This window comes from Kribbella sancticallisti (assembly GCF_039530625.1).
GTDB classification, from domain to species: Bacteria; Actinomycetota; Actinomycetes; order Propionibacteriales; family Kribbellaceae; genus Kribbella; species Kribbella sancticallisti.
Map to the genome: position 1 here is coordinate 747,074 of NZ_BAAAOS010000018.1, position 19,267 is coordinate 766,340.

Annotated in this window: 16 protein-coding genes; 9 read left to right on the forward strand and 7 right to left on the reverse strand. The window is 70.0% G+C overall.

Annotated elements, in window-relative coordinates:
• Window positions 1-413: 413 nt before the first annotated feature.
• On the reverse strand, window positions 414-1,565 hold the full coding sequence (locus ABD255_RS13905) for a site-2 protease family protein (protein ID WP_344213670.1): 1,152 nt from the start codon (window positions 1,563-1,565) through the stop codon (window positions 414-416).
• A 35-nt stretch (window positions 1,566-1,600) separates the two neighbouring features.
• Window positions 1,601-2,431: an intradiol ring-cleavage dioxygenase gene (locus tag ABD255_RS13910; protein ID WP_344213672.1), complete on the reverse strand. Its 831-nt coding sequence runs from the start codon at window positions 2,429-2,431 to the stop codon at window positions 1,601-1,603.
• 529 nt (window positions 2,432-2,960) lie between these two features.
• Between ABD255_RS13910 and ABD255_RS13915 the strand changes: the two genes are divergently transcribed.
• The 3 genes from ABD255_RS13915 (at window position 2,961) to ABD255_RS13925 (ending at window position 5,051) form a co-directional block, all read left to right on the forward strand.
• Complete coding sequence (locus tag ABD255_RS13915) at window positions 2,961-4,202, forward strand: cation:proton antiporter (protein WP_344213674.1); 1,242 nt, start codon at window positions 2,961-2,963, stop codon at window positions 4,200-4,202.
• 175 nt (window positions 4,203-4,377) lie between these two features.
• Window positions 4,378-4,512: a DUF7144 family membrane protein gene (locus ABD255_RS13920; RefSeq protein WP_344213676.1), complete on the forward strand. Its 135-nt coding sequence runs from the start codon at window positions 4,378-4,380 to the stop codon at window positions 4,510-4,512.
• Window positions 4,512-5,051 (forward strand): HdeD family acid-resistance protein, encoded by a 540-nt coding sequence (locus ABD255_RS13925; RefSeq protein ID WP_344213678.1) that lies wholly within the window; start codon window positions 4,512-4,514, stop codon window positions 5,049-5,051. Before ABD255_RS13920 ends, ABD255_RS13925 begins: the two co-directional genes overlap by 1 nt.
• 158 nt (window positions 5,052-5,209) lie before the next feature.
• Here ABD255_RS13925 and ABD255_RS13930 read toward each other — a convergent pair whose 3' ends face one another.
• The 5 genes from ABD255_RS13930 to ABD255_RS13950 all read right to left on the reverse strand — a co-directional run bounded on the left by ABD255_RS13930 (window position 5,210) and on the right by ABD255_RS13950 (window position 11,534).
• Window positions 5,210-6,097: a carbohydrate ABC transporter permease gene (locus ABD255_RS13930; protein ID WP_344213681.1), complete on the reverse strand. Its 888-nt coding sequence runs from the start codon at window positions 6,095-6,097 to the stop codon at window positions 5,210-5,212.
• Window positions 6,094-7,089, reverse strand: a complete 996-nt coding sequence (locus ABD255_RS13935; RefSeq protein ID WP_344213683.1) for an ABC transporter ATP-binding protein — start codon at window positions 7,087-7,089, stop codon at window positions 6,094-6,096. Before ABD255_RS13935 ends, ABD255_RS13930 begins: the two co-directional genes overlap by 4 nt.
• The gene (locus ABD255_RS13940; RefSeq protein ID WP_344213685.1) at window positions 7,086-8,357 is read right to left on the reverse strand and encodes an ABC transporter substrate-binding protein; all 1,272 of its coding nucleotides are present in this window, start codon (window positions 8,355-8,357) and stop codon (window positions 7,086-7,088) included. The genes ABD255_RS13935 and ABD255_RS13940 overlap by 4 nt, the downstream gene beginning before the upstream one ends.
• Window positions 8,354-9,088 carry a carbohydrate ABC transporter permease gene (locus tag ABD255_RS13945; RefSeq protein ID WP_344213687.1) on the reverse strand — a complete coding sequence of 245 codons (735 nt, stop codon included), beginning with the start codon at window positions 9,086-9,088 and terminating at the stop codon, window positions 8,354-8,356. Before ABD255_RS13945 ends, ABD255_RS13940 begins: the two co-directional genes overlap by 4 nt.
• Before the next feature lie 115 nt (window positions 9,089-9,203).
• Window positions 9,204-11,534, reverse strand: a complete 2,331-nt coding sequence (locus tag ABD255_RS13950) for a WD40/YVTN/BNR-like repeat-containing protein (RefSeq protein WP_344213689.1) — start codon at window positions 11,532-11,534, stop codon at window positions 9,204-9,206.
• Between the two features lie 156 nt (window positions 11,535-11,690).
• Here ABD255_RS13950 and ABD255_RS13955 point away from each other — a divergent pair, with 156 nt between their 5' ends.
• The 6 genes from ABD255_RS13955 to ABD255_RS13980 all read left to right on the forward strand — a co-directional run bounded on the left by ABD255_RS13955 (window position 11,691) and on the right by ABD255_RS13980 (window position 19,200).
• On the forward strand, window positions 11,691-12,170 hold the full coding sequence (locus ABD255_RS13955; RefSeq protein ID WP_344213692.1) for a hypothetical protein: 480 nt from the start codon (window positions 11,691-11,693) through the stop codon (window positions 12,168-12,170).
• A gap of 77 nt (window positions 12,171-12,247) precedes the next feature.
• Window positions 12,248-13,135, forward strand: coding sequence for a RecB family exonuclease (locus ABD255_RS13960; protein ID WP_344213694.1), 888 nt, complete (start codon window positions 12,248-12,250; stop codon window positions 13,133-13,135).
• A gap of 82 nt (window positions 13,136-13,217) precedes the next feature.
• Window positions 13,218-14,903 carry a ribonuclease J gene (locus ABD255_RS13965; RefSeq protein ID WP_344213696.1) on the forward strand — a complete coding sequence of 562 codons (1,686 nt, stop codon included), beginning with the start codon at window positions 13,218-13,220 and terminating at the stop codon, window positions 14,901-14,903.
• A gap of 209 nt (window positions 14,904-15,112) precedes the next feature.
• A complete protein-coding gene (locus tag ABD255_RS13970; RefSeq protein WP_344213698.1) occupies window positions 15,113-15,871 on the forward strand; it encodes an ABC transporter ATP-binding protein in 759 nt (252 codons plus the stop codon).
• Window positions 15,871-18,402 carry an ABC transporter permease gene (locus tag ABD255_RS13975; protein ID WP_344213700.1) on the forward strand — a complete coding sequence of 844 codons (2,532 nt, stop codon included), beginning with the start codon at window positions 15,871-15,873 and terminating at the stop codon, window positions 18,400-18,402. Before ABD255_RS13970 ends, ABD255_RS13975 begins: the two co-directional genes overlap by 1 nt.
• Window positions 18,403-18,441: 39 nt before the next feature.
• Window positions 18,442-19,200: an IclR family transcriptional regulator gene (locus tag ABD255_RS13980; RefSeq protein WP_344213702.1), complete on the forward strand. Its 759-nt coding sequence runs from the start codon at window positions 18,442-18,444 to the stop codon at window positions 19,198-19,200.
• The last annotated feature ends 67 nt before the right edge of the window (window positions 19,201-19,267 follow it).

Here is a 19,267-nt window from a genome sequence, read left to right on the forward strand (position 1 = left end):
CCCACCCCACCACCAAGCAGGTTCGGGGAGGATTCCACCCCCACCCAGTGGTGCAACCCTCCCCAAACCCCCCGCACGGCCCGACACGGAGCCCGCCCCGCCCGAACGACATCCCGACCCGGCGCACACCCCTCCGCGGGATCCGCGTAGCTGCGTCCTTCCCTGGTCGGGATGGGGTGGGTCAAGAGTCGAGCTCGCTCGATCCCGAAGGGACGCCGAAGGCGCTCTTGACCCACCCCATCCCGACTAGCACCATCACGCAGCGGAGCCCGCGAACCACCCGCCCCCATGCGAAGCAGAACCACCCCAGCCCCACCCACGAACCACCACAGGCGAACCCCCACAGGCGCCCCCCACAGGCGACCCACCACAGGCGCCCCCCACAGGTAACCCACCACAGGCGAACCACACCCTCAGCGAGAGCGGAAGGCCTGCTCCACGTCGGCGGTGGCGAGGACGCCGTAGACCTGCCCGTTGGCGTCGAGGACCAGGTACTCCGAGGCGGGGTGTTTGCGGAGGGCGGTGAGGATCTCTTCGCCGGTGTCGTTGACGCCGATGATGTGGCCCGCGCTGATCCGGGTGGAGACCTCGCCGACCGTGGTCCACGGGCGCTGGTTCTCGGCGACGGCGTTCACGGCTGCCTCGGAGACCAGGGCGTGCGGCTTCTCGTCGCCGCCCATGACCACGACGGCACCCGCCTGGGCCCCTCCGGCCAGCCGCACCGCCTCCGACAGCGGAGTACCGGCGTGTACTGCGATCGCCCGGCGGGCGAGGGTGCGCACCTGCAGGGCCGGCAGCTTGCGCTTGAGCCGAGCCTGCATCAGGGACGCGGTGGAGCCCATCCACAGGAAGAACCCGACCGCCAGGGCGATGACGAAGTCGATCAGCGTCGGCTGCCGGCCGAACACCTCTTCCAGGATGACCGGAGCCGCCAGCACGAGGATGGCGATGATCCGGCCGGCCCAGGCCGCGGCGATCGTGCCGGTGTGCATGTTGCCCGTCAGCTTCCAGACGAACGCGCGCAGTACCCACCCGCCGTCCAGCGGCAGCCCCGGCAGCAGGTTGGTGACGCCGACGATCAGGTTGGCCAGAGCGAGCTGGAACAGCGCGACGTACGCCACGCCCTCGTCCACGGCGCGGGAGCCGACGTACGCCAGTCCACCGACCAGGAGCGAAGCCAGCGGCCCGACCACGGAGACCGCGAACTCCTCGAACGGGGTCTTGCGCTCGCCCTCGATGTGCGTGCCGGCGGCGAAGAAGCCGAGGTTGATCTCCGACACCGGAATGCCGAACCGCATCGCCACCAGGGCGTGCGCGAGCTCGTGCAGCAGGATCGAGGCGGTGAACGTGACCACGAAGGCGAAGGCGGCCACGTACCGCCAACTGCCCAGCTCCGGGAACTGCGCGCCGATGATGCTGGAGAACCCGAAAGCCAGCAGTACCGCGACCGGCAGCCAGGTGAATCGCATGGTCAGCTTGATGCCCTTGACGCGACCGAGCACCCAGGTGCCGGGCGTAGGACCGGCAGGCTGGGCAGGACTCTGGGGATCGCGCGGCTCGGACATCGACCCAACGCTATCGGTCGAGTGGTAGCACCGCGTCAAACACCCACAGTTAGGCGGGCCACGTACCCCTCCTGCACGCTGCCGGTGGTGGCCGCGAGCTGGTGTTCCGCGCCGTCGTCCCTGAACACGTTGTCGTTCTCCAGCGACGTCCTGGACATGTTCTGCGCGCTACCGTCGTAGCCGGAGCTCGCGTACACGGCGTTGCAGGCCTCGGCCGGTAGGGCCAGCTGTGAGGTCGCGCTGATCTTCCCGGCCGCCGTCGCCTCGGACAGCGAGGAGTAGACCTCGAAGTGGATGTGCGGCCACCTCCCGGAGTACGCGCCCGGGAAGACCGTGGTGAAGGTGACCTTCCCCTGAGCATCAGCAGCCTGTACTCCGCGCAGGTAGTTCTCGTCGCCGATCTCGTCGTCGTACAGGGAGTACCGGCCCTCCGCGTCGCAGTGCCACAGGTAGACCGCCGCACCCGGCAGCGCGGCGTCCTTGGCCGCGTCCATGACCACCAGCTCCACGGTCAGCTGGACACCTTCGGCAACCCCGGAGGCCGAGCCGAAGCTCTTGGTGATGTCGCTGCGGACGATGCCCGACTCGGTCAGCACGTTCGGGCCGTTCGACCCGTCGCCCGGGAACGGGCCGGCCGTCTCCTCGGGGATCTCCTGCACGTCTGTAGTGGAGGAGGCGCCCGCGGTCGGCGTACTGGACGTAGTACTGGAGGTGGTGCCGGCCGACGGGCTGCTGCCACCGGAGGTGCTGTCGTCGGCCGAGCATCCGGCGACTACGGCGAGGCCGGCGCCGGCGAGCAGGCGGAGTACGTTGCGCCGCCGCAGCGTGCCCAGGTCGTATTCCAGGCCCAGGTCGTGTTCGTGCATTTCGTCTCCTCAGCTCGCTTCGTGCCTCCAGAGTGCCGAGCGAGGCCGATGGTTTGCCGAAAGTCCGGTGCGAGTTTGCTGTGAGCCGGTCCGACGCCCTGACGCACAGGCGATGGGGTCACCCCTGGTGGATGAGTCCGGCGCGCGGGATCCGAACGATGATCATGGAGGGTGCGGCCGGCTCGGCGGGATGGGAGTAGGCGATCGCGAAGGAAGCGCGGTCGCGCGGTCGGCTCGGGCACCGCGATGCTGCTGGTCTTCGGTCGCTACCTGCCCGGACTGCGGTTCATCGTCAACGCGACCTTGGGACTCGCCGCCCGCCCGTACCGGCACTTCCTGCTGTGGTCGGCGATCGACGGAACCCTGTGGTCGGTCTACACCTGCCGTCTCGCCTACCTGATCGGTACGGCGCTGGCGGGATTCCCCCTCGCCTCGGTGATCATCTCCGGCGTTGTCACGACGGTGGCGATCGCTGTCGTCTTCCTGGTAGCCCGCCGCCGACGCGATTTCGGCGCGGCTCGCGTCCACCGTGGTCACCCAGGCGATGGTGTTCGTCGCGTTCGGTCTCCTGCTCGGCAACCGGGTCCTGGACATCGTCGACGTCGAGGCGGCCAACCAGTACGTCCGCCACCTGGCCGAAGCCACGCTGACCCTGGTGCTGTTCACCGACGCGGTCCGCGTCAACGTGGGCAGGCTGCGGCGGGAGATGCTGGTGCCGGCCCGCCTGCTCGGTGCCGGCCTGCCGCTGACGATCCTCGCCGGTACGGCGGCCGGCTTGGCGCTGCTCCCCGTGCTGAACATCTGGACGGCGGCGGCTCTGGCCACGATCCTCGCGCCGACGGACGCGGCGCTGGGACTACCGGTCGTGAACAACAAGAGATTGCCGTCTCGCGTTCGGCAAGGGCTCAACGTCGAGAGCGGCCTGAACGACGGCGTCTGCGTTCCGCTGCTGATCATCTTCCTCACCATCGCCGAGGCCGAGGAGGGCGTCGCGCACGTCGAACCGGTCCGGGTGGTGCTGGAAGAGATCGGCTTCGGCACCGTCGGCGGCGTCGCTGCCGGTCTGATCGGGGCCTGGGCCCTGCGCGCGGTCGCGGCCAGAGGCTGGATGGCAGGGACCTGGAAGCAGATCAACGCGGTGGCGACGCCGCTCCTGGCGTACACGGTCGCGAGCGCGCTCGGCGGCAGCGGGTTCATCGCCGCTTTCGTGGCCGGGATCGTGTACGGCGTCGTCGCGGGAGCCGGCGCCGAGCCGACGACGACGCTGGCCGAGGAGTCGGGAGAGCTGTTCAACGCCGCGACCTTCCTCCTGTTCGGCGCGGTGCTGCTGGGACCCGCGATCGGCGAGCTGGACTGGCGGATCGCGCTGTACGTGGCGCTCAGCCTGACTGTCGTACGAATGCTCCCTGTCGCGCTGGCCATGATCGGCACCGGCATGCGGGCGGTGACCATCGGATTCCTCGGCTGGTTCGGTCCCCGCGGCCTGGCCTCGATCGTATTCGTGCTTCTCCTGGTGGAGCAGAGCGAACTGCCCGAGCGTCCACTGATGCTCGTGGTGGCGACCTGGACGGTGGCGCTCTCAGTGCTGGCCCACGGCCTGACGGCTCTGCCCGGCGCCAACCGCTACGCCGACTGGTACGCCGCCCACACGGAGAAGCACCCGTCGATGCCCGAGACCGTGCCGGTGGCCGATCAACGCACTCGCTCTGCCGGCCGGTCGGAGCGGTGGACGAAACCCGGATCCGGGAAGGGAACACACGACTCCCGCTGAGAACGCGGTCGGCGGACCACCCGCAACTACTTGTTCCAGATGGACGCCACCGCGTGGGGCTGGATCCACCTGCTGGGCGGTCTGCTGGTGCACAGACGAAGGCCCTTGGCACCGCCTCACCTGTCTCATCCGTTCCGGATGAGGCAGGCGAGGCCGGCTGGGCGGAGTCTCGATCGTGAACATCGGCTTCCTGGCCGCCTACCCGATCTGGTCGGTCACCATGATCGCGATCGACATCCTGGTCATCTGGGCGTTGACCGTGCACGGCCACGAGATCGCCGACCAGCGCAACGGTGAGGGGTTGACCTGATGACTGGCGACATCGGCTGGAAGGTGCTCATCGGCCGCGGCGTGATCGGTGTCGTCTTCGGGATCCTGGCGATCGCCTGGCCGGTCTCGACGGTGACCGCCCTCGTGGTGCTGTGGGGAATCTGGGCGTTGGCGGAGGGCATCAGTTGCCTCGTGCAGGCGGCCCGGACGGAGTCCGGCCGGAGCCGGCTGGGGTGGGCCGTAGTGGGAGTGGTCGGGCTGGTCGCGGCGTTCTTCGCGATCTTCAGCCCGCAGGTGACAGCCGAGACGCTCACCTGGATCCTCGGCATCTGGCTGATCATCCGCGGCCTGTTCGACGTGCTCGGAGCCTTCAGCAACTTTCTGCTGGCACCACGCTGGCTGATCCTGCTCAGCGCGGCGCTGTCGATCCTGCTGGGCGTGTTCTTCGTCGCCAATCCCGGTCGTGGCGCTGTCGGCATCGCGGTGCTGCTAGGGATCATCGCCCTCGCCTGGGGAATCGTGTTCGTCGCGGCCGGCCTGCTCAGCCGCCGCGAAACTCAGCCGCTCCGCCGCACCTGACCGGTCTGCACCGTGCCCCCCACCCTTGGGCAGTCTGGGGCGCCAGTCGTAGATGACCGACGTACGCAGTACGACGTCCTACAGCGAGCTGTGCTTGCGGCCGCCGGGCCCGGCAGCGCGGCGACCACCTCACCCGGACCGGATGACCTGTGAGCCTTCTAATACCGCGTTCGCTGGCGGGCGGCCAGGCGGGCGGCGATCCAGAGCGGGAGCGCGGCGGCGAGGGCGGTGAGTACGAGGAGGGTGACCGAGAGCGTGCTCGCGTAGCCGAGTTCGCCGTACTCGAAGGCTCGGCGGTAGATGAGCAAAGGCGCCGTCAGGGTCGCGTTGACCGGGCCGCCGGCGGTCACGAGGAGGGCGGGAACGAAGGCGTTCTGGACGACGACCACCACGTCCCGCACCGCGAGCACGATCACGATGGGCGCCATCAGCGGGAGTGTCACCCGGGTCATCGCGAACCAGGCTGATCCGCCCTCGACCTCGATCGCCTCGTGCAGCCGGGCGGGGATCGCGATGCGCGCGGCGAGGGCGACGGTGAACGCCTCGCCCACCTGGAAGGCCATCACGAGCACCAGCCCGAGCCTGGCTCCCCACGGCGTTGTGAGGAACCCCGGGTCGGGGACTCCGAGCGCACCGAGCAGCGCGGGCAGCGGCCCGTACAGCGGGTTGAGGATCCACAGCCACAGCAGCGCCCAGGCCGCGTCCGGGATGACCGACGGCAGGTACGCCGCCGCCCGGCCGACCGTTGTCCCGGCTCCGCGGCGACGGGCAAGCAGGAGCGCGGCCCCGACCGCGAGGAGCAGCCGGAGCGGTACGACGACCGCGGCGATGAGCGCGCTGACCCCGACGGCGTCCCAGAAGGCTCGATCACCCACCACTCGGACAAGGTTGTCGGCACCGGTGAACTCCGGCGCCCGGAAACCGAAGTAGTCGGTGAAGGCGAGAACGGCAGCCAAGGCAAGCGGAGCCAGTACGAGTAGCAGCGACCCCAACAGGTACGGAACAGCGAGCGGCCCGCGCCACCAGCCCGCCGCAGTACGCCTCATCGCCGGCGGCCGGTCACGGCGTCGAAGTGATGCTCATCCTCGGCCCGCCAGGCCACCCCCACCTGCTCCCCCACCTTCGGCACCTCGCCCCACGGCATCCGCACCAGCAACTCCTCATCCGCCTGCACGCGGATCAGGCATTCCTCTCCTGCGGGCTCGACCGCGGTCACCGTGCCGGTCCGCTTGCCGTCGCCGTCCTTGCCCACCCGTACGCGCTCAGGTCGCACACCGACGACGACTCCGTCAGCGGCGGGAAGGAGATTCATCGGCAGCGGACCGACGATGCGCGCCACCGCCGTCGTCGCGGGTTGCTCGTACAAGGCGGCCGGGGTGTCGCACTGCAGGACGCGGCCGTGATCCATCACCGCGACCCGGTCCCCCATCGCCATCGCCTCCAGTTGGTCGTGCGTGACGTGCACCATCGGCACGCCCAGCGACCGCTGCACCGCCCGGATCTCGCCGCGCATCCGCAGCCGAAGCTCGGCGTCGACCGAGGCGAGCGGCTCGTCCAGTAGACAGACCGCGGGCACCCGGATCATCACCCGCGCCAGCGCCACCCGCTGCCGCTCGCCACCGCTGAGCTCGCCCGGCATCCGCTGCAGCAAATGCTCGACGTCGAGGCTGCGGGCCACCTCGCGGACGCGCGCCTCGACGTCGCGTCGCTTGGCACCCCGGGCCCGTTCGCCGATGCCGATGTTCGCCGCGACGCCGAGGTGCGGGAACAGCGCGGCCTCCTGGAACACCATCGCGACGTCCCGGCGGGCAGCGGGCACGTCGGTGACGTCCCGCTCGCCGATGACGACCCGCCCCTCGTCCAGCGTCTCCAGTCCGGCGATCGCGCGCAGCAGCGTCGACTTACCCGACCCCGAGGGTCCGACGATGACCAGCAGTTCACCGTCGGCCGCTTCGAGGTCGATTCCGTCGAGGGCTACGACGTGCGCCCCGCCGTAGGCCCGGAAGCCCTTGCGCGCGGCTTCGACCCGCAGACTCATCGGCCCCGGAGCAGCGGGTCCGCCTGCTTCTGGATCTCGGCGAGGACCTGGTCGAGCGGGACGCCGTCCTCGAAGGCCCGCTGCAACTGGTTGCCGATCACGTCCTCGACCTCCGGCCACGACGGCGTCACCGGTGTGTGCCTCAGTTGCGGGATGGCGTCCAGGAACACCTGCGACGACGCGGGCGGGCGAGCCGGGCTGAGGAACGCGGGCGAGGTCGCGACGGCCTTCAGGGAGGGCACGGTCCGCCCGCCGAGGGCGGTGATGGTCTGGCCCTGCTGACCGACCGCGTAGGCGATGAACTTGGCCGCGGCGTCCTTGTGCTCCGAACTACTCGAAACGCAGTAGGCGTCGGAGTGCAGTACCGAGGCGGGCTTGCCCAGAACAGGCAGGGCGGCGACGTCGAAGTCAAGGCCGCGTTGCTCCCGCAGCGCGGGGACCTCGACCCGCGAGCTCAGGAACATCGCCACCTTCCCGGTCATGAACTGCTCGTCCAGGCCCTGCGCGGCGAGCTGCTTCTTGGTCGGCGTGGTGCCGGTGCCGATCAGGTCGACGACGGCCTGGAGCGCGGCGCGGGCGCCTGGCTCGTGCAGGGTCGTACGGGTCGGAGCCTCGTCGTTGTCGACGATCGAGCCACCGCTACTCCAGATGAACGGCGCCATCCGGGTGATCGACGGGTCGATGCCGACCCCCTTCGTCTTGGCCGTGGTCAAGGCCCGGGCGGTCGCGACGAACTCGGCCCAGGTCCAGCCCGTCTTCGGCGGCGCGACGCCTGCCTGCTTGAACAGTGCGCGGTTCCAGTAGACGACGAGGGAGGAGATGTTCTGCGGCATGCACTGCAGCGCACCGCCATAGCTGAACGCGCGCAGCGGCTCCTCGTAGTACGCGGCTCGGTCGACGCCCTGCTGGTCGAGCAACGGGCCCACCGGGGCAACGGCTCCGCGCTGCACGAAGGGGGCGTACTCGCGGTAGTTGATCAGGAAGGCGTCCGGGGCATCACCCGACGCGAACGCGGTGGACAGCCTGGTCAGGTGGTCCTGACGGCCGACCGCGACGAGGTCGACCTGAGCACCACTCGCCTTCTGGTACGCCGTGACGAGGCTGCGGTAGACCGCCGCCTCCTCTGGATCGGCGCGGACCTGGACGGTGATCTTGGCAGCCGGCGTACTCGACCCGGTGTCGTCGGCTGCGCCCTGTTCTCCCGAGCAGGCGCTCACCGCGAGCAGCGCCGAGACGGCCAGCGCGGCGATCGCTCCCCGGGCGCTCACCCGCGCTCCACGGCGGAGAAGAACGACCGTTGGCCGATGCAGAAGGCGACGAGCGCGGGCGCGGTCACGATGACCGCGGCCGCGAGGTAGATCGGGTACAGAGCTGCCTCCATCTCGCTGAGGCTCCGCAGACCCAGCGCCACCGGCCAGTTGGCAGGCGACGAGACCAGGGTCAGTGGATCCATGAACGTGGACCAGTAGAACAGGCCGGACAGCGCCGCGACCGCCACCACCGCTGGACGCGCCAGTGGAAGCGCGACCTGCCGCCAGACGGCGTACGGGCTCAGGCCCTCGAGCGTGGCGGCTTCGAGCAGCGACGCGGGGATGCGCGAGTACGCGAGCGCGAACAGCAGTACGTAGAAGGGGGTCGTGCCCGCGAGGGCGAGCAGCGCCACCGTGAGCGGGGTGTCGGCGAGGCCCAGGCCGCGCAGCAGGACGACGCGCGGCACCCACAGCGCGGCGGCCGGGATCAGCAGCATGAGCACGGAGATGCCCACGAGCCAGCGGCGCGCACGCCCCCGAGCCGTGACGATCGCGAGCCCGGCCATGGAGGTGACGACGACAGTGACCGGGACCGCGACGACGACGAGCAACAGGGAGTTCAGCAGCAACCGGGCGAGCGGCATGAAGCGCGCTACGGCGGTGTAGTTCGACCACTCGAACGGGTCAGGCCACAGGTCGAGCCCGTCCGGGGGTGGTTGGAGCGGCCGCTGCAGGGAGCCGAGCAGCATGACCACAAGCGGTGCGAGGAAGACGACGCACAGCCCGACCAGCCCGAGGGTCCACCAGGAGGTGGGCCGTCGGGCTGGTCGGCTGAGGCGTTGCAGGGTCAGGATTCAGCTGACTTCAGGAGGCATCCGAGAGCGAGGTCGTCCAGATGCTGCGGCCGTACGTCGCGGCGTAGAGCGTGTCGCTGCCGGCCGGCAGGTCGATGTCGTTGATCGGTACGAGCGGCAGGTTCGCGCCGACCTTGATCCAGGTCGTGCCCAGGTTGGTGGTCCGGAAGACGCCGACGTCGGTCGCGATGAACAGCCACGACTTCTTCGACGGGTGCCGGATGACGTCGTTGATCGGCGCCTGCGGGATGCGTGCGCCGGTGATGTCGGCCCAGTTCCGGCCGCCGTCGCGGGTCATCAGCAGGTGCGGGTACGAGTCACCGGAGCGCCAGCCCGAGAAGCTGGCCCAGGCGATCGCCGGGTCCTGCGGGTCGACCGTGATGCGGGTGACCCAGCGGCCGGGGAAGAGCGGGCTCCGCAGCTTCTCCCAGGTCACCTGGTCGGGGGCTGCCATCGCGTTGCGGCTGACCCAGACCAGACCGCTGTCGGTGCCGGCGTAGACCAGGTTGGGGTCGGCCTTCGTGGTGCCGATCGCGGTGACGGTGCCGAAGCCGGGAGCGCGGGGCTCGGTGCCCTCGGTGAGGTCCGGGCTGATCCGCTGCCACACCCGCTGACCGGCGTCGGTGTTGATCCGGCTGACGTACTCGCTGCCGCCGAACAGGTGCCGCGGGTCGGCGGCGAACTCGAGCGGGGCGACCCAGTTCTTCCGCGCGCCGGGGATCGTCATGGTGAAGCCCGCGCCGTCGACGAAGCCGCGGCAGCCGCCGTTCTGCGAGCAGCCGTAGTACTTGCGGTCGTTGGTCGGGTCGATCCGGTTCATCATCCCGTCGCCGCCGACGAAGCCGAACCAGTCGCCGTTGACGGTGTTGTCGGCCGCCCACGACTTCAGCGAGCCGTTGTCCTGCGAGCCCGCGTTGAGCCTCGAACCGTCCTGGTGCGAGACGTCCATCGCGTAGAACTGCGTCACCGGCAGGCGCGGGGTCTTGGCCCACAGGCCGCGCGCGGCGCCGTTCGCGGTCGACCAGTAGAAGCCGCCGTCGTTGCCGAGGAACACCTTGCCCGGGGTGAAGGGGTCCCACTCGAGGCCGTGCTGGTCGGCGTGCGGGGTCTGCGAGGTCGTCCAGGTGAGACCGCCGTCGCGGCTCTCGGCGAGGCTGACGCCGGCCACGAAGACGTGCTGCGGATCGACCGGGTCGACGTACACGCGGCCGAACCACCAGGCGAACCCGCCGCTGATGGACTGCAGGGTGCCGCCGCTGGTCGGACCGACCGGCGCCCAGGTCGCCCCGGCGTCAGTACTGGTGAAGAAGCCGTTGAAGTTCCCGCCGGCCGTGCTGGAGATGAGGTAGGCGCGGTTCGGGTCGCTGTCGCTGAAGTCGACGCCCATCCGGCCGACGTACGTCGCGGTGACCGGCTGGCCCTCGACGTCGGTGCTCTGCGGCAGCGGCGGCTGCTGGATGTTCGTCCAGGTCTTGCCGGCGTCGGTCGAGCGGTAGAGGAACGAGTTCTTGCCGTAGATGCGCGACTTCTCGTCCCGGATCTTGTCCCAGGTGGTGGCGAGCATGATGTCGGGGTTGTTCTTGTTGATGCTCACGTCGATCGCGCCGGTGGAGGCGCTGTCGGGCACGATGACGCGTTTCCAGCTGATCCCGCCGTCCTCGGTCATGAACAGGCCGCGGGTCGGCTCGGTGTCGTGCAGCGCGCCCATCACCGCGACGAAGACCCGGTCGTCGTCGCGCGGGTCGATGACGATCTGGCCGATCGTGTCGCCGGCCCGCAGGCCGACGTTGGTCCAGTTCGCACCGCCGTCGCCCGACTTGTACACGCCCTTGCCGTAGTACGCCGAGCCGCCGCCGTGGTCCGGCTCGCCGGTGCCGGCCCAGACGATGCCGCGGGAGTCGACCGCGACCGCACCCATTGACTGGGGCAACTGGTCGTCCCACGCGGTGGCGAAGGTGGCGCCACCGTCGTTGGAGCGCCAGAGGCCACCGGTGCCGGTGGCGATGTAGACGACGTCCTTGGTGGTCGGGTCGGCCGCGACGTCGCGGATCCGGCCGCCGATGTTGCTCGGGCCCAGGCCCTTCCAGACCTGGTCGGTGCTCGGCGAGCCCTTGGCGGCGACGCCCATCTGGTTGGACTGCGCGAGCGCGGCCTCGACCGCGGCATCCGGGATGGAGCCGTCGACGGGGTTGGCCCGCTGGAGGTACATCCACTCCTCGGCACCCACCGGATTGGCGGTGGCGATCGACTCCGCGGCCGGCGTGACGCTGCCGGGGTCGGGCCTGCCGGCCGAGACGGCAGCGGCTCCCACCAGCGCGGTGGCGGCCACCGCGGCGATCATCGGAACCAAGGATCTTCTACGCATAGCCACGCGTGCCTCCAGGATCACGGGGGCGCCCCACGCGCCACGATGCGGGGTCACCGTAACACCCGGAAAACATGATTTCACTGGTCTACGACCACCGAATCGAAGGCGGGAGCCTTCTAGAGTGACGCCATGGGCATACGGGCGCTGATCGGTACCTCGGCGGTGACGCTCGCCGTCCTCCTGACGGGGTGTTCGGCCGACGACCCCAAGACCGCGTGCGAGACCCCGGCGTCCGCTCCCCCGGCCGAGACCGCTCTGCTGCCGACGGGGTTGTCCTTGGACGGATTCGCGACCGTCACCCACGTCCAGAAGACGCAGGGACACCTCACGGTCCGGGCGGTCACGGACAAGCCCATCGACGAGGTCACGGTGCTGATCCAGGACGCTGTGACCGGCGCCGGTTACCGGCCCGCGGGGATGGACAACGAAGGGTTCGAGGCGGAGGTGTTCTTCACCTCCGGCTCGTACGCGGCGGGGCAGGCGCTGGTACGCCGAGGCGGGTGCGACGGGCAGTGGGACATCGACCTGGTCCTCATCGATCCCAGCGCCGTGCCCTCGCCGACCGCGAAGCCGGCCCCGACGCCGAGCCCGTCTGCGACCACGGGGTGAACGGGGCTTGGGGCCGTTGTCCACAACGTCGGGCGCCGGGCGCACGAAGTGTCGGCTGTCTCCCATAACCTGGCGGCATGAGCGTCGCAGCGGCAGTCGATGTGCACGGCCACCCGAACGGAGCCCTGTCTCCGTCCCGGGCGGCGGACTTCATGAGCTGCCCGCTCAAGTACCGCTTCCGGGTGATCGACCGGCTGCCGGAGAAGCCGTCCTCCGCGGCCGTCCGCGGCACCGTCGTGCACGCCGTTCTGGAGCGCCTTTTCGACCTGCCGCGCGGCGAGCGCACCCTGGAGCACGCCGCCGAGATGCTCGAGCCGCAGTGGCAACGATTGCTCGAGGAAGAGCCCGAGGTCGCCGAACTGTTCGCCGAGGACGCCGACGGCGCCGAGCTGGCCAAGTGGCTCGCCGAGGCCCACCAACTGCTCGGCAAGTACTTCACCCTCGAAGACCCGAACCTGCTGGAGCCCGCCGAGAGAGAGCTGTACGTCGAGACCGAGCTGGAGTCCGGCCTCACCCTCAGGGGGTACGTCGACCGCCTGGACGTGGCGCCCACCGGCGAGATCCGGGTGGTCGACTACAAGACCGGCCGGTCGCCGTCGGAGTTCTTCGAGGCGAAGGCGCTGTTCCAGATGAAGTTCTACGCGCTGGTGCTCTGGCGGCTCCGCGGGGTCGTACCGGCGATGCTCCAACTGGTGTACCTCGGCAACGGCGAGATCGTCCGCTACGTCCCCGACGAGGCGGACCTGCGCGCCTGCGAGCGCAAGGTCGGCGCCCTGTGGGACGCGATCACCCGGGCGCTGGAGTCCGGCGACTGGCGGCCGAGCCGGGGCCCGCTGTGCGACTGGTGCGACCACAAGGCACTCTGCCCGGCCTGGGGCGGCACTCCCCCGCCGCTGCCGGTCCGATCGGTGGAGGAAGTCGCCCAGGAATCAGCCGGCGTCGACCTGGTCGGAGTGGACGGATGAGTGCCTTGGACGACCGGTTGAGTTCCTGCTCACACCAGGTCGATGCGCAGTACAACCAGTCCTCTCGGATACCGTCCGTACTATGAGCCATCCGCATCCCGACCTCGGTCAACCGCCCCGACTTCACGACAACGCACTCCGCGTGGTCGCTCTCGGCGGCCTCGGTGAGATCGGCCGCAACATGACCGTGTTCGAGCACCGCGGCCGGTTGCTGATCGTGGACTGCGGCGTGCTGTTCCCCGAGGAGCACCAGCCGGGCGTCGACGTGATCCTGCCGGACTTCAGCTGGATCAGGGACCGGCTGGACAAGGTCGAGGCGATCGTCTTGACCCACGGCCACGAGGACCACATCGGCGGTGTGCCGTACCTGCTGAAGGAACGCTCCGACATCCCCGTCGTCGGTTCCAAGCTGACCCTGGCCTTCATCGAGGCCAAGCTGAAGGAACACCGGATCAAGCCGAAGACGATCGAGGTCAAGGAGGCCGACAAGCGCCGCCTCGGCCCGTTCGACTGCGAGTTCCTGGCCGTCAACCACTCGATCCCGGACGGCCTGGCGGTCGCGATCCGGACCAAGGCCGGCCTGGTCCTGCACACCGGTGACTTCAAGATGGACCAGTTCCCGCTGGACCGCCGGCTGACCGACCTGCGCGGCTTCGCCAAGCTCGGCGAGGAGGGCGTGGACCTGTTCCTGACCGACTCCACCAACGCCGACGTGCCCGGTTTCACCACCGCCGAGAAGGACCTCGGCCCGGCGATCGACACCGTCTTCCGGACCGCGCCCGGCCGGATCATCGTGTCCAGCTTCGCCAGCCACGTGCACCGGATCCAGCAGGTGCTGGACGCCGCCAAGCTCGGCGGCCGCAAGGTCGCCTTCGTCGGCCGCTCGATGGTCCGCAACATGGGCATCGCCGGCGACCTGGGCTACCTGAAGATCCCGAAGGGCCTGATCGTCGACCTGAAGGAACTGGAGAAGCTGCCGGACCGCAAGGTCACGCTGATCTGCACCGGTTCCCAGGGCGAGCCGATGGCGGCGCTGGCCCGGATGGCCAACCGCGACCACATGATCCGGATCGGCGACGGCGACACGGTGCTGATGGCCAGTTCGCTGATCCCGGGCAACGAGAACGCGATCTACGGGCTGATCAACGGGCTGATCCGCTGGGGCGCGAACGTCGTCCACAAGGGCAACGCGAAGGTGCACGTCTCCGGCCACGCGAGCGCGGGCGAACTGGTCTACTGCTACAACCTGGTCAAGCCGCGCAACGTGATGCCGGTGCACGGCGAGTTCCGGCACCTGAAGGCGAACGGCGAGCTCGCGGTCAGCACCGGAGTACCGGCGGACCGGGTGATCCTGGCCGAGGACGGCGTGGTGGTCGACCTGGACAAGGGCCGCGCGAGGATCGTCGGCAAGGTCGAGGCGGGCTATGTGTACGTCGACGCGATGACCGTCGGCGGTGTCACCGAGGCGAACCTGAAGGATCGGCGGGCCTTGGCCGAGGAAGGCGTCGTCACCGTCGTGCTCCTGGTCGACGCGAACACCGGCCGGCTGGCCGAGCCGCCGGACTTCCTGGCCCGCGGTTTCGTCCACGACGACACCACCTTCAAGGAGGTCATCCCGATCATCGAGGAGTGCCTCGCGAAGGCCGCGTCAGAGGGCATCGGCGACCCGCACCAACTGGAGCAACTGGTCGGCCGCTCGGTAGGCAACTGGACCTGGCGCCATTGGCGCCGCCGCCCGGTCATCATCCCGGTAGTAATCGACGCCTAACCAGCGGCTGGCGGGGCAGATGCCCGCACCCTGAGCCCCTCCAGACAGACGACCTTTGAAGAAACCTGCGAGCTTGCTCGCGTGCCCGGCCAGGCAAGTCCTGCCCCGCTGGGCTCGCGAGCTCGCAGTTGTTGGTGAGGGGTCTGTTCGAACACCGAGCGGGCCGGGGGTGTGGGGGCGGCGGACCTGGGGGCGGATAGCGTTCTGGCATGACCGTGAATGTCGTCGATCAGGCCGTGGCGATTCGGACGATGGGGCTGGGGAAGAGCTACGGCGCCGGCGAGACCCGGATCGACGCGTTGGCGGACGTGAGTGTGGACTTCGGACGGGCCCGGTTCACGGCGATCATGGGTCCGTCGGGGTCGGGCAAGTCCACCTTGCTGCACTGTCTGGCGGGGCTTGACCGGCCGACTTCAGGTCAGGTGATGCTTGGTGACGTCGAGCTCAGCAGCCTCGGCGAGAAGGCGCTCACGCACCTGCGGCGCGACCGGGTCGGCTTCGTGTTTCAGGCGTTCAACCTGGTCCCGACGCTCACCGCGCTCGAGAACATCACGCTGCCGCTCGACCTGGCCGGTCGCAAGCCCGACGCCGAGTGGCTCGACAAGGTGATCACCACCATCGGCCTAAGGGATCGCCTGAGCCACAAGCCGTCCGAGTTGTCGGGTGGTCAGCAGCAGCGGGTGGCCTGTGCCCGTGCGCTCGCGTCGCGGCCGGACGTGGTGTTCGCGGACGAGCCGACGGGCAACCTCGACTCGCGGTCGTCGGCGGACGTGCTCGGCTTCCTGCACCACTCGGTGCGCGAGTTCGGCCAGACCGTGGTGATGGTGACGCACGACCCGACCGCGGCGGCGTACGCCGACCGGGTGCTCTTCCTCGCCGACGGCCGGCTGCGGTCCGAACTGCTGGACCCGACCGCCGAGTCCGTCCTCGACACGATGAAGCGGCTCGACACCCGCGAGGACGGCTGATGCTCAAGCTCGGCCTGCGGTCGGTGCTCGCGCATCGGCTCCGGTTCGTCCTGTGCACGGTGGCCGTCCTGCTCGGGGTCGCCTTCGTGAGCGGTGCGCTGATCTTCACCGACACCCTGTCGGCCGCCCTGAAGAAGAACTTCGCCGGGAGTACTGCGGACATCACCGTCACCCCGGTCTCCACCCTGTCGACGAATACCGACCCGGCCGCCGGACGTCCCCCGACGCTCTCCTCGAACCTCGCGAACCAGGTGGCCGGCGTACCGGGGGTCGCCTCGGCCGATGGGCAGTTGCTCGTCGCCGGCAGCCAGATCCTCGGCTCGGACGGGCAACCGATCGAGACGTACGGCCTGCCCACGTTCGCTGCCAGTTGGCCGCACGGTCAGCGAACCTCGCCGTTCAGGCTGCTCGACGGCGATCCTCCCGCAGGTCAGAGACAACTCGGCCTCGACCAGTCCAGCGCGAAACGCGCGGGCTACGAGATCGGCGACGAGGTGAAGGTCGTCACCCCGACCAGAGCCGTGACGGCGACCCTGACCGCGATCACGACTCCTGTCCTGGCGGGAAGATCGGCCGGCGCGCCGCTCGTCACGTTCGACTCGGCGACCGCGCAACTCCTGCTGCTCGGCCAGACCGGCTGGACCTCCATCGCCGTCTCCCTCGAACCCGGCCAGGACGCCGCGGCGGTCAGCAAGGCGATCGCCGCGATCGCCGGCGGTGACGTCAGTGTCCGCACCGCCGCCCAGGTCGCGGCCGACGGCGAGAACGCGCTCGACGAGACGTTCGGCGGTTTCAGCGCGGTGCTGCTGATGTTCGCGGGCCTGGCCCTGTTCGTGGGCGCGTTCCTGATCGTCAACACCTTCGCGATGCTCGTCGCCCAGCGCTCGCGCGAGCTCGGGATGCTGCGGGCGATCGGCGCCTCACGCGGCCAGGTGACCGGGACGGTGCTCGCCGAGGCCCTCGTGATCGGCGCGATCGGCTCGACCCTGGGCTTCGGCCTTGGTGCCGGCGTGGCCGCGGGTATCCGGGCGCTCTATCAGGGCATCGAGCTGGCCATTCCGACCGCGAGCCTCCAGATCAATGCCTCGACGGTCATCGCCTGCTATGTCGTGGGGGTCGGCGTCACGCTCGCCGCCGCCTATCCCGCCGCCCGCCGCGCCGGCAAGCTGCCGCCCGTCGCCGCGATGCGCGAGGACGCGGCGCTGCCGGAGCGGTCGATGCTGCTCCGGGGCATCATCGGCGGGTTCATGGTGCTGATGGCAGCCACCCTCTACGCGATCGCCCTCACCCTCTCCGGCCTGCCCGGCGCGATCCTGCTCGGCTTCGGCGCCGGGATCGCCCTGCTCGGCATGGTGATGACGAGCCCCCTCATCAGCCGGTACGCCGTACGCGGGCTGATGTCGCCGTTCGGCCGCACCGCGCCCGTCACCTTGGGCCGCCGGAACGCCGAGCGCAACCCCCGCCGGACCTCCGCGACCGCCTCCGCGCTGATGATTTCGCTCGCGCTGATCAGCGGCCTGGTGGTGATCGCGGCCTCGGCCAAGGCTTCCATCGAGCAGGGCATCAAGGACGCGGTCGGCACCTCCGAGCTCCTGGTCACCGGCGACGACGGCAGCGCCTTCAGCAGCCAGGTCGGCGACCGGATCGCCGCGGTACCGGGGATCTCGGCGGTGCATCGGCTCCGGCAGTTGCCGGGCGAGGTCGACGATCGGGCGGTCACCGTCTCCGGGGTGGCCGACGGCACGCTCGACGGACCGATCACCACCAAGTTCGAGGCGGGTTCGGCCGACGGGCTGAAGACCGGACAAGCGGTCCTCCCCCGGAACCTGGCGAAGGCCCTCAAGCTGTCGGTCGGCGAGACGTTCACCCTGACCACCCTCACCGGCGACCACGAACTGACGCTGGCCGGCGTGATCGCGCCGAACCGGCAACTGAACGCGGTGGTCCTCGCGCTGCCCGCCTTCACCGCGGTCGGCGGCGCCGGCACCGACTCGGTCCTGTACGTCGAAGTTGCCGACGGCACCGATATCGCCCAGGCGGGCCAGGCCGTGGCCGGGCAGCTGAAGGACTACCCGACCGTCGCGGTGCGCGACCAGGCCGCGTACGCCGACGGCGCGCGCGGGCCGGTCGACACCGTCCTCGGCGTGGTCGGGATGCTGCTCACCCTGGCGGTCCTGATCGCCGTGCTCGGCATCGTGAACACGCTGGCGCTGAGCGTGGTCGAGCGGACCCGCGAGATCGGCCTGCTGCGCGCGATCGGGATGGACCGTCCGCAGCTGCGGCGGATGCTGCAGGTCGAGGCGATCGCGATCGCGCTGCTGGGCGCGGTGCTGGGGGTCGCGATCGGCGTGCTGTTCGGTGCGTCGGTGCAGAAGGTGATGGTGGACGACGGCCTCGGCGTGCTGGACGTCCCGGTGCTCCAACTGGTGATCGCGCTGGTCGTGGCGGCAGCGGTCGGCGTACTGGCCGCAGTGTGGCCGTCACGCCGCGCAGCGAAGCTCGACGTACTACGCGCAATCGCAACCGAGTGAGCAGCAGCCAGGACATCCATTCACGGGTAGCCTGCCGTTGTGCCGGGCAGCGTGCAGTCCATCGAGCGGGCCGCCGCAGTACTGCGGCTCCTCGCCGCCGCCCCGAACGGGTTGGGCGTGGCGGAGCTCGGCAACGCGCTGGGGCTGGCCAAGACGACCGTGCACGGCATCCTCAAGACCCTGCATCAGGTGGGTTTCGTCGAGCAGGAGGCCAGCGGCGCGCACTACCGGCTCAGTGATGCCTTCGGCCGGCTCGGAGAGACCTATCTGGACCCGAACGAGCTCCGCAGCCGGGCGATCAACTGGGCCGACTCGCTGGCGTCCCGCAGCGGCGAGGTGGTCCGGGTCGGGCGGCTGGTCGAGGGCAAGGTGATGGTCGTCCACCACGTCTTCCGGCCGGATGACAGCGATCAGGACCTGGACGTCGGTACTACGTTGCCGCCGCACGCGTGCGCTCTCGGCAAGGCGGTGCTCGCCTTCGACGCCAGTGGAGCCGCCAGGCCCGCCAAGCTCGACGCGTACACCACTCGGACGATCGTCGACCCGACCCGGTTGGCCGAGGAGTTGATCGCGGTCCGGGCGAAGGGCTGGGCCGCGGAGTTCGAGGAGCACACCGTCGAGTTGGCCGGCATCGCGGCGCCGATTCGCGGGCTGGGCGGGCTCGTCGTCGGGGCGGTCGGCCTCACCGGCCGGATCGAACGCATCTGCGACAGCAGGCTGCGGCACCGGACCGACCTGGTCACGATGGTCCGCGCCACCGCCGAAGCCATCGGCCGGGACCTCCGAGAGGACCGCTGATGCCCGGGCTCACCGTCACTCGTCCCCTCCGCCCCGCCCTTGATCACCCTCACCTCGCCCGTCGGCA

Coding starts and splice junctions, on each gene's coding strand:
- ABD255_RS13905 (WP_344213670.1), bottom strand. CDS start 1,565: ATGTCCGAGCCGCGCGATCCCCAGAGTCCTGCCCAGCCTGCCGGTCCT.
- ABD255_RS13970 (WP_344213698.1), top strand. CDS start 15,113: ATGACCGTGAATGTCGTCGATCAGGCCGTGGCGATTCGGACGATGGGG.
- ABD255_RS13935 (WP_344213683.1), bottom strand. CDS start 7,089: ATGAGTCTGCGGGTCGAAGCCGCGCGCAAGGGCTTCCGGGCCTACGGC.
- ABD255_RS13910 (WP_344213672.1), bottom strand. CDS start 2,431: ATGCACGAACACGACCTGGGCCTGGAATACGACCTGGGCACGCTGCGG.
- ABD255_RS13975 (WP_344213700.1), top strand. CDS start 15,871: ATGCTCAAGCTCGGCCTGCGGTCGGTGCTCGCGCATCGGCTCCGGTTC.
- ABD255_RS13925 (WP_344213678.1), top strand. CDS start 4,512: ATGACTGGCGACATCGGCTGGAAGGTGCTCATCGGCCGCGGCGTGATC.
- ABD255_RS13965 (WP_344213696.1), top strand. CDS start 13,218: ATGAGCCATCCGCATCCCGACCTCGGTCAACCGCCCCGACTTCACGAC.
- ABD255_RS13930 (WP_344213681.1), bottom strand. CDS start 6,097: ATGAGGCGTACTGCGGCGGGCTGGTGGCGCGGGCCGCTCGCTGTTCCG.
- ABD255_RS13945 (WP_344213687.1), bottom strand. CDS start 9,088: ATGCTGCTCGGCTCCCTGCAGCGGCCGCTCCAACCACCCCCGGACGGG.
- ABD255_RS13950 (WP_344213689.1), bottom strand. CDS start 11,534: ATGATCGCCGCGGTGGCCGCCACCGCGCTGGTGGGAGCCGCTGCCGTC.
- ABD255_RS13955 (WP_344213692.1), top strand. CDS start 11,691: ATGGGCATACGGGCGCTGATCGGTACCTCGGCGGTGACGCTCGCCGTC.
- ABD255_RS13960 (WP_344213694.1), top strand. CDS start 12,248: ATGAGCGTCGCAGCGGCAGTCGATGTGCACGGCCACCCGAACGGAGCC.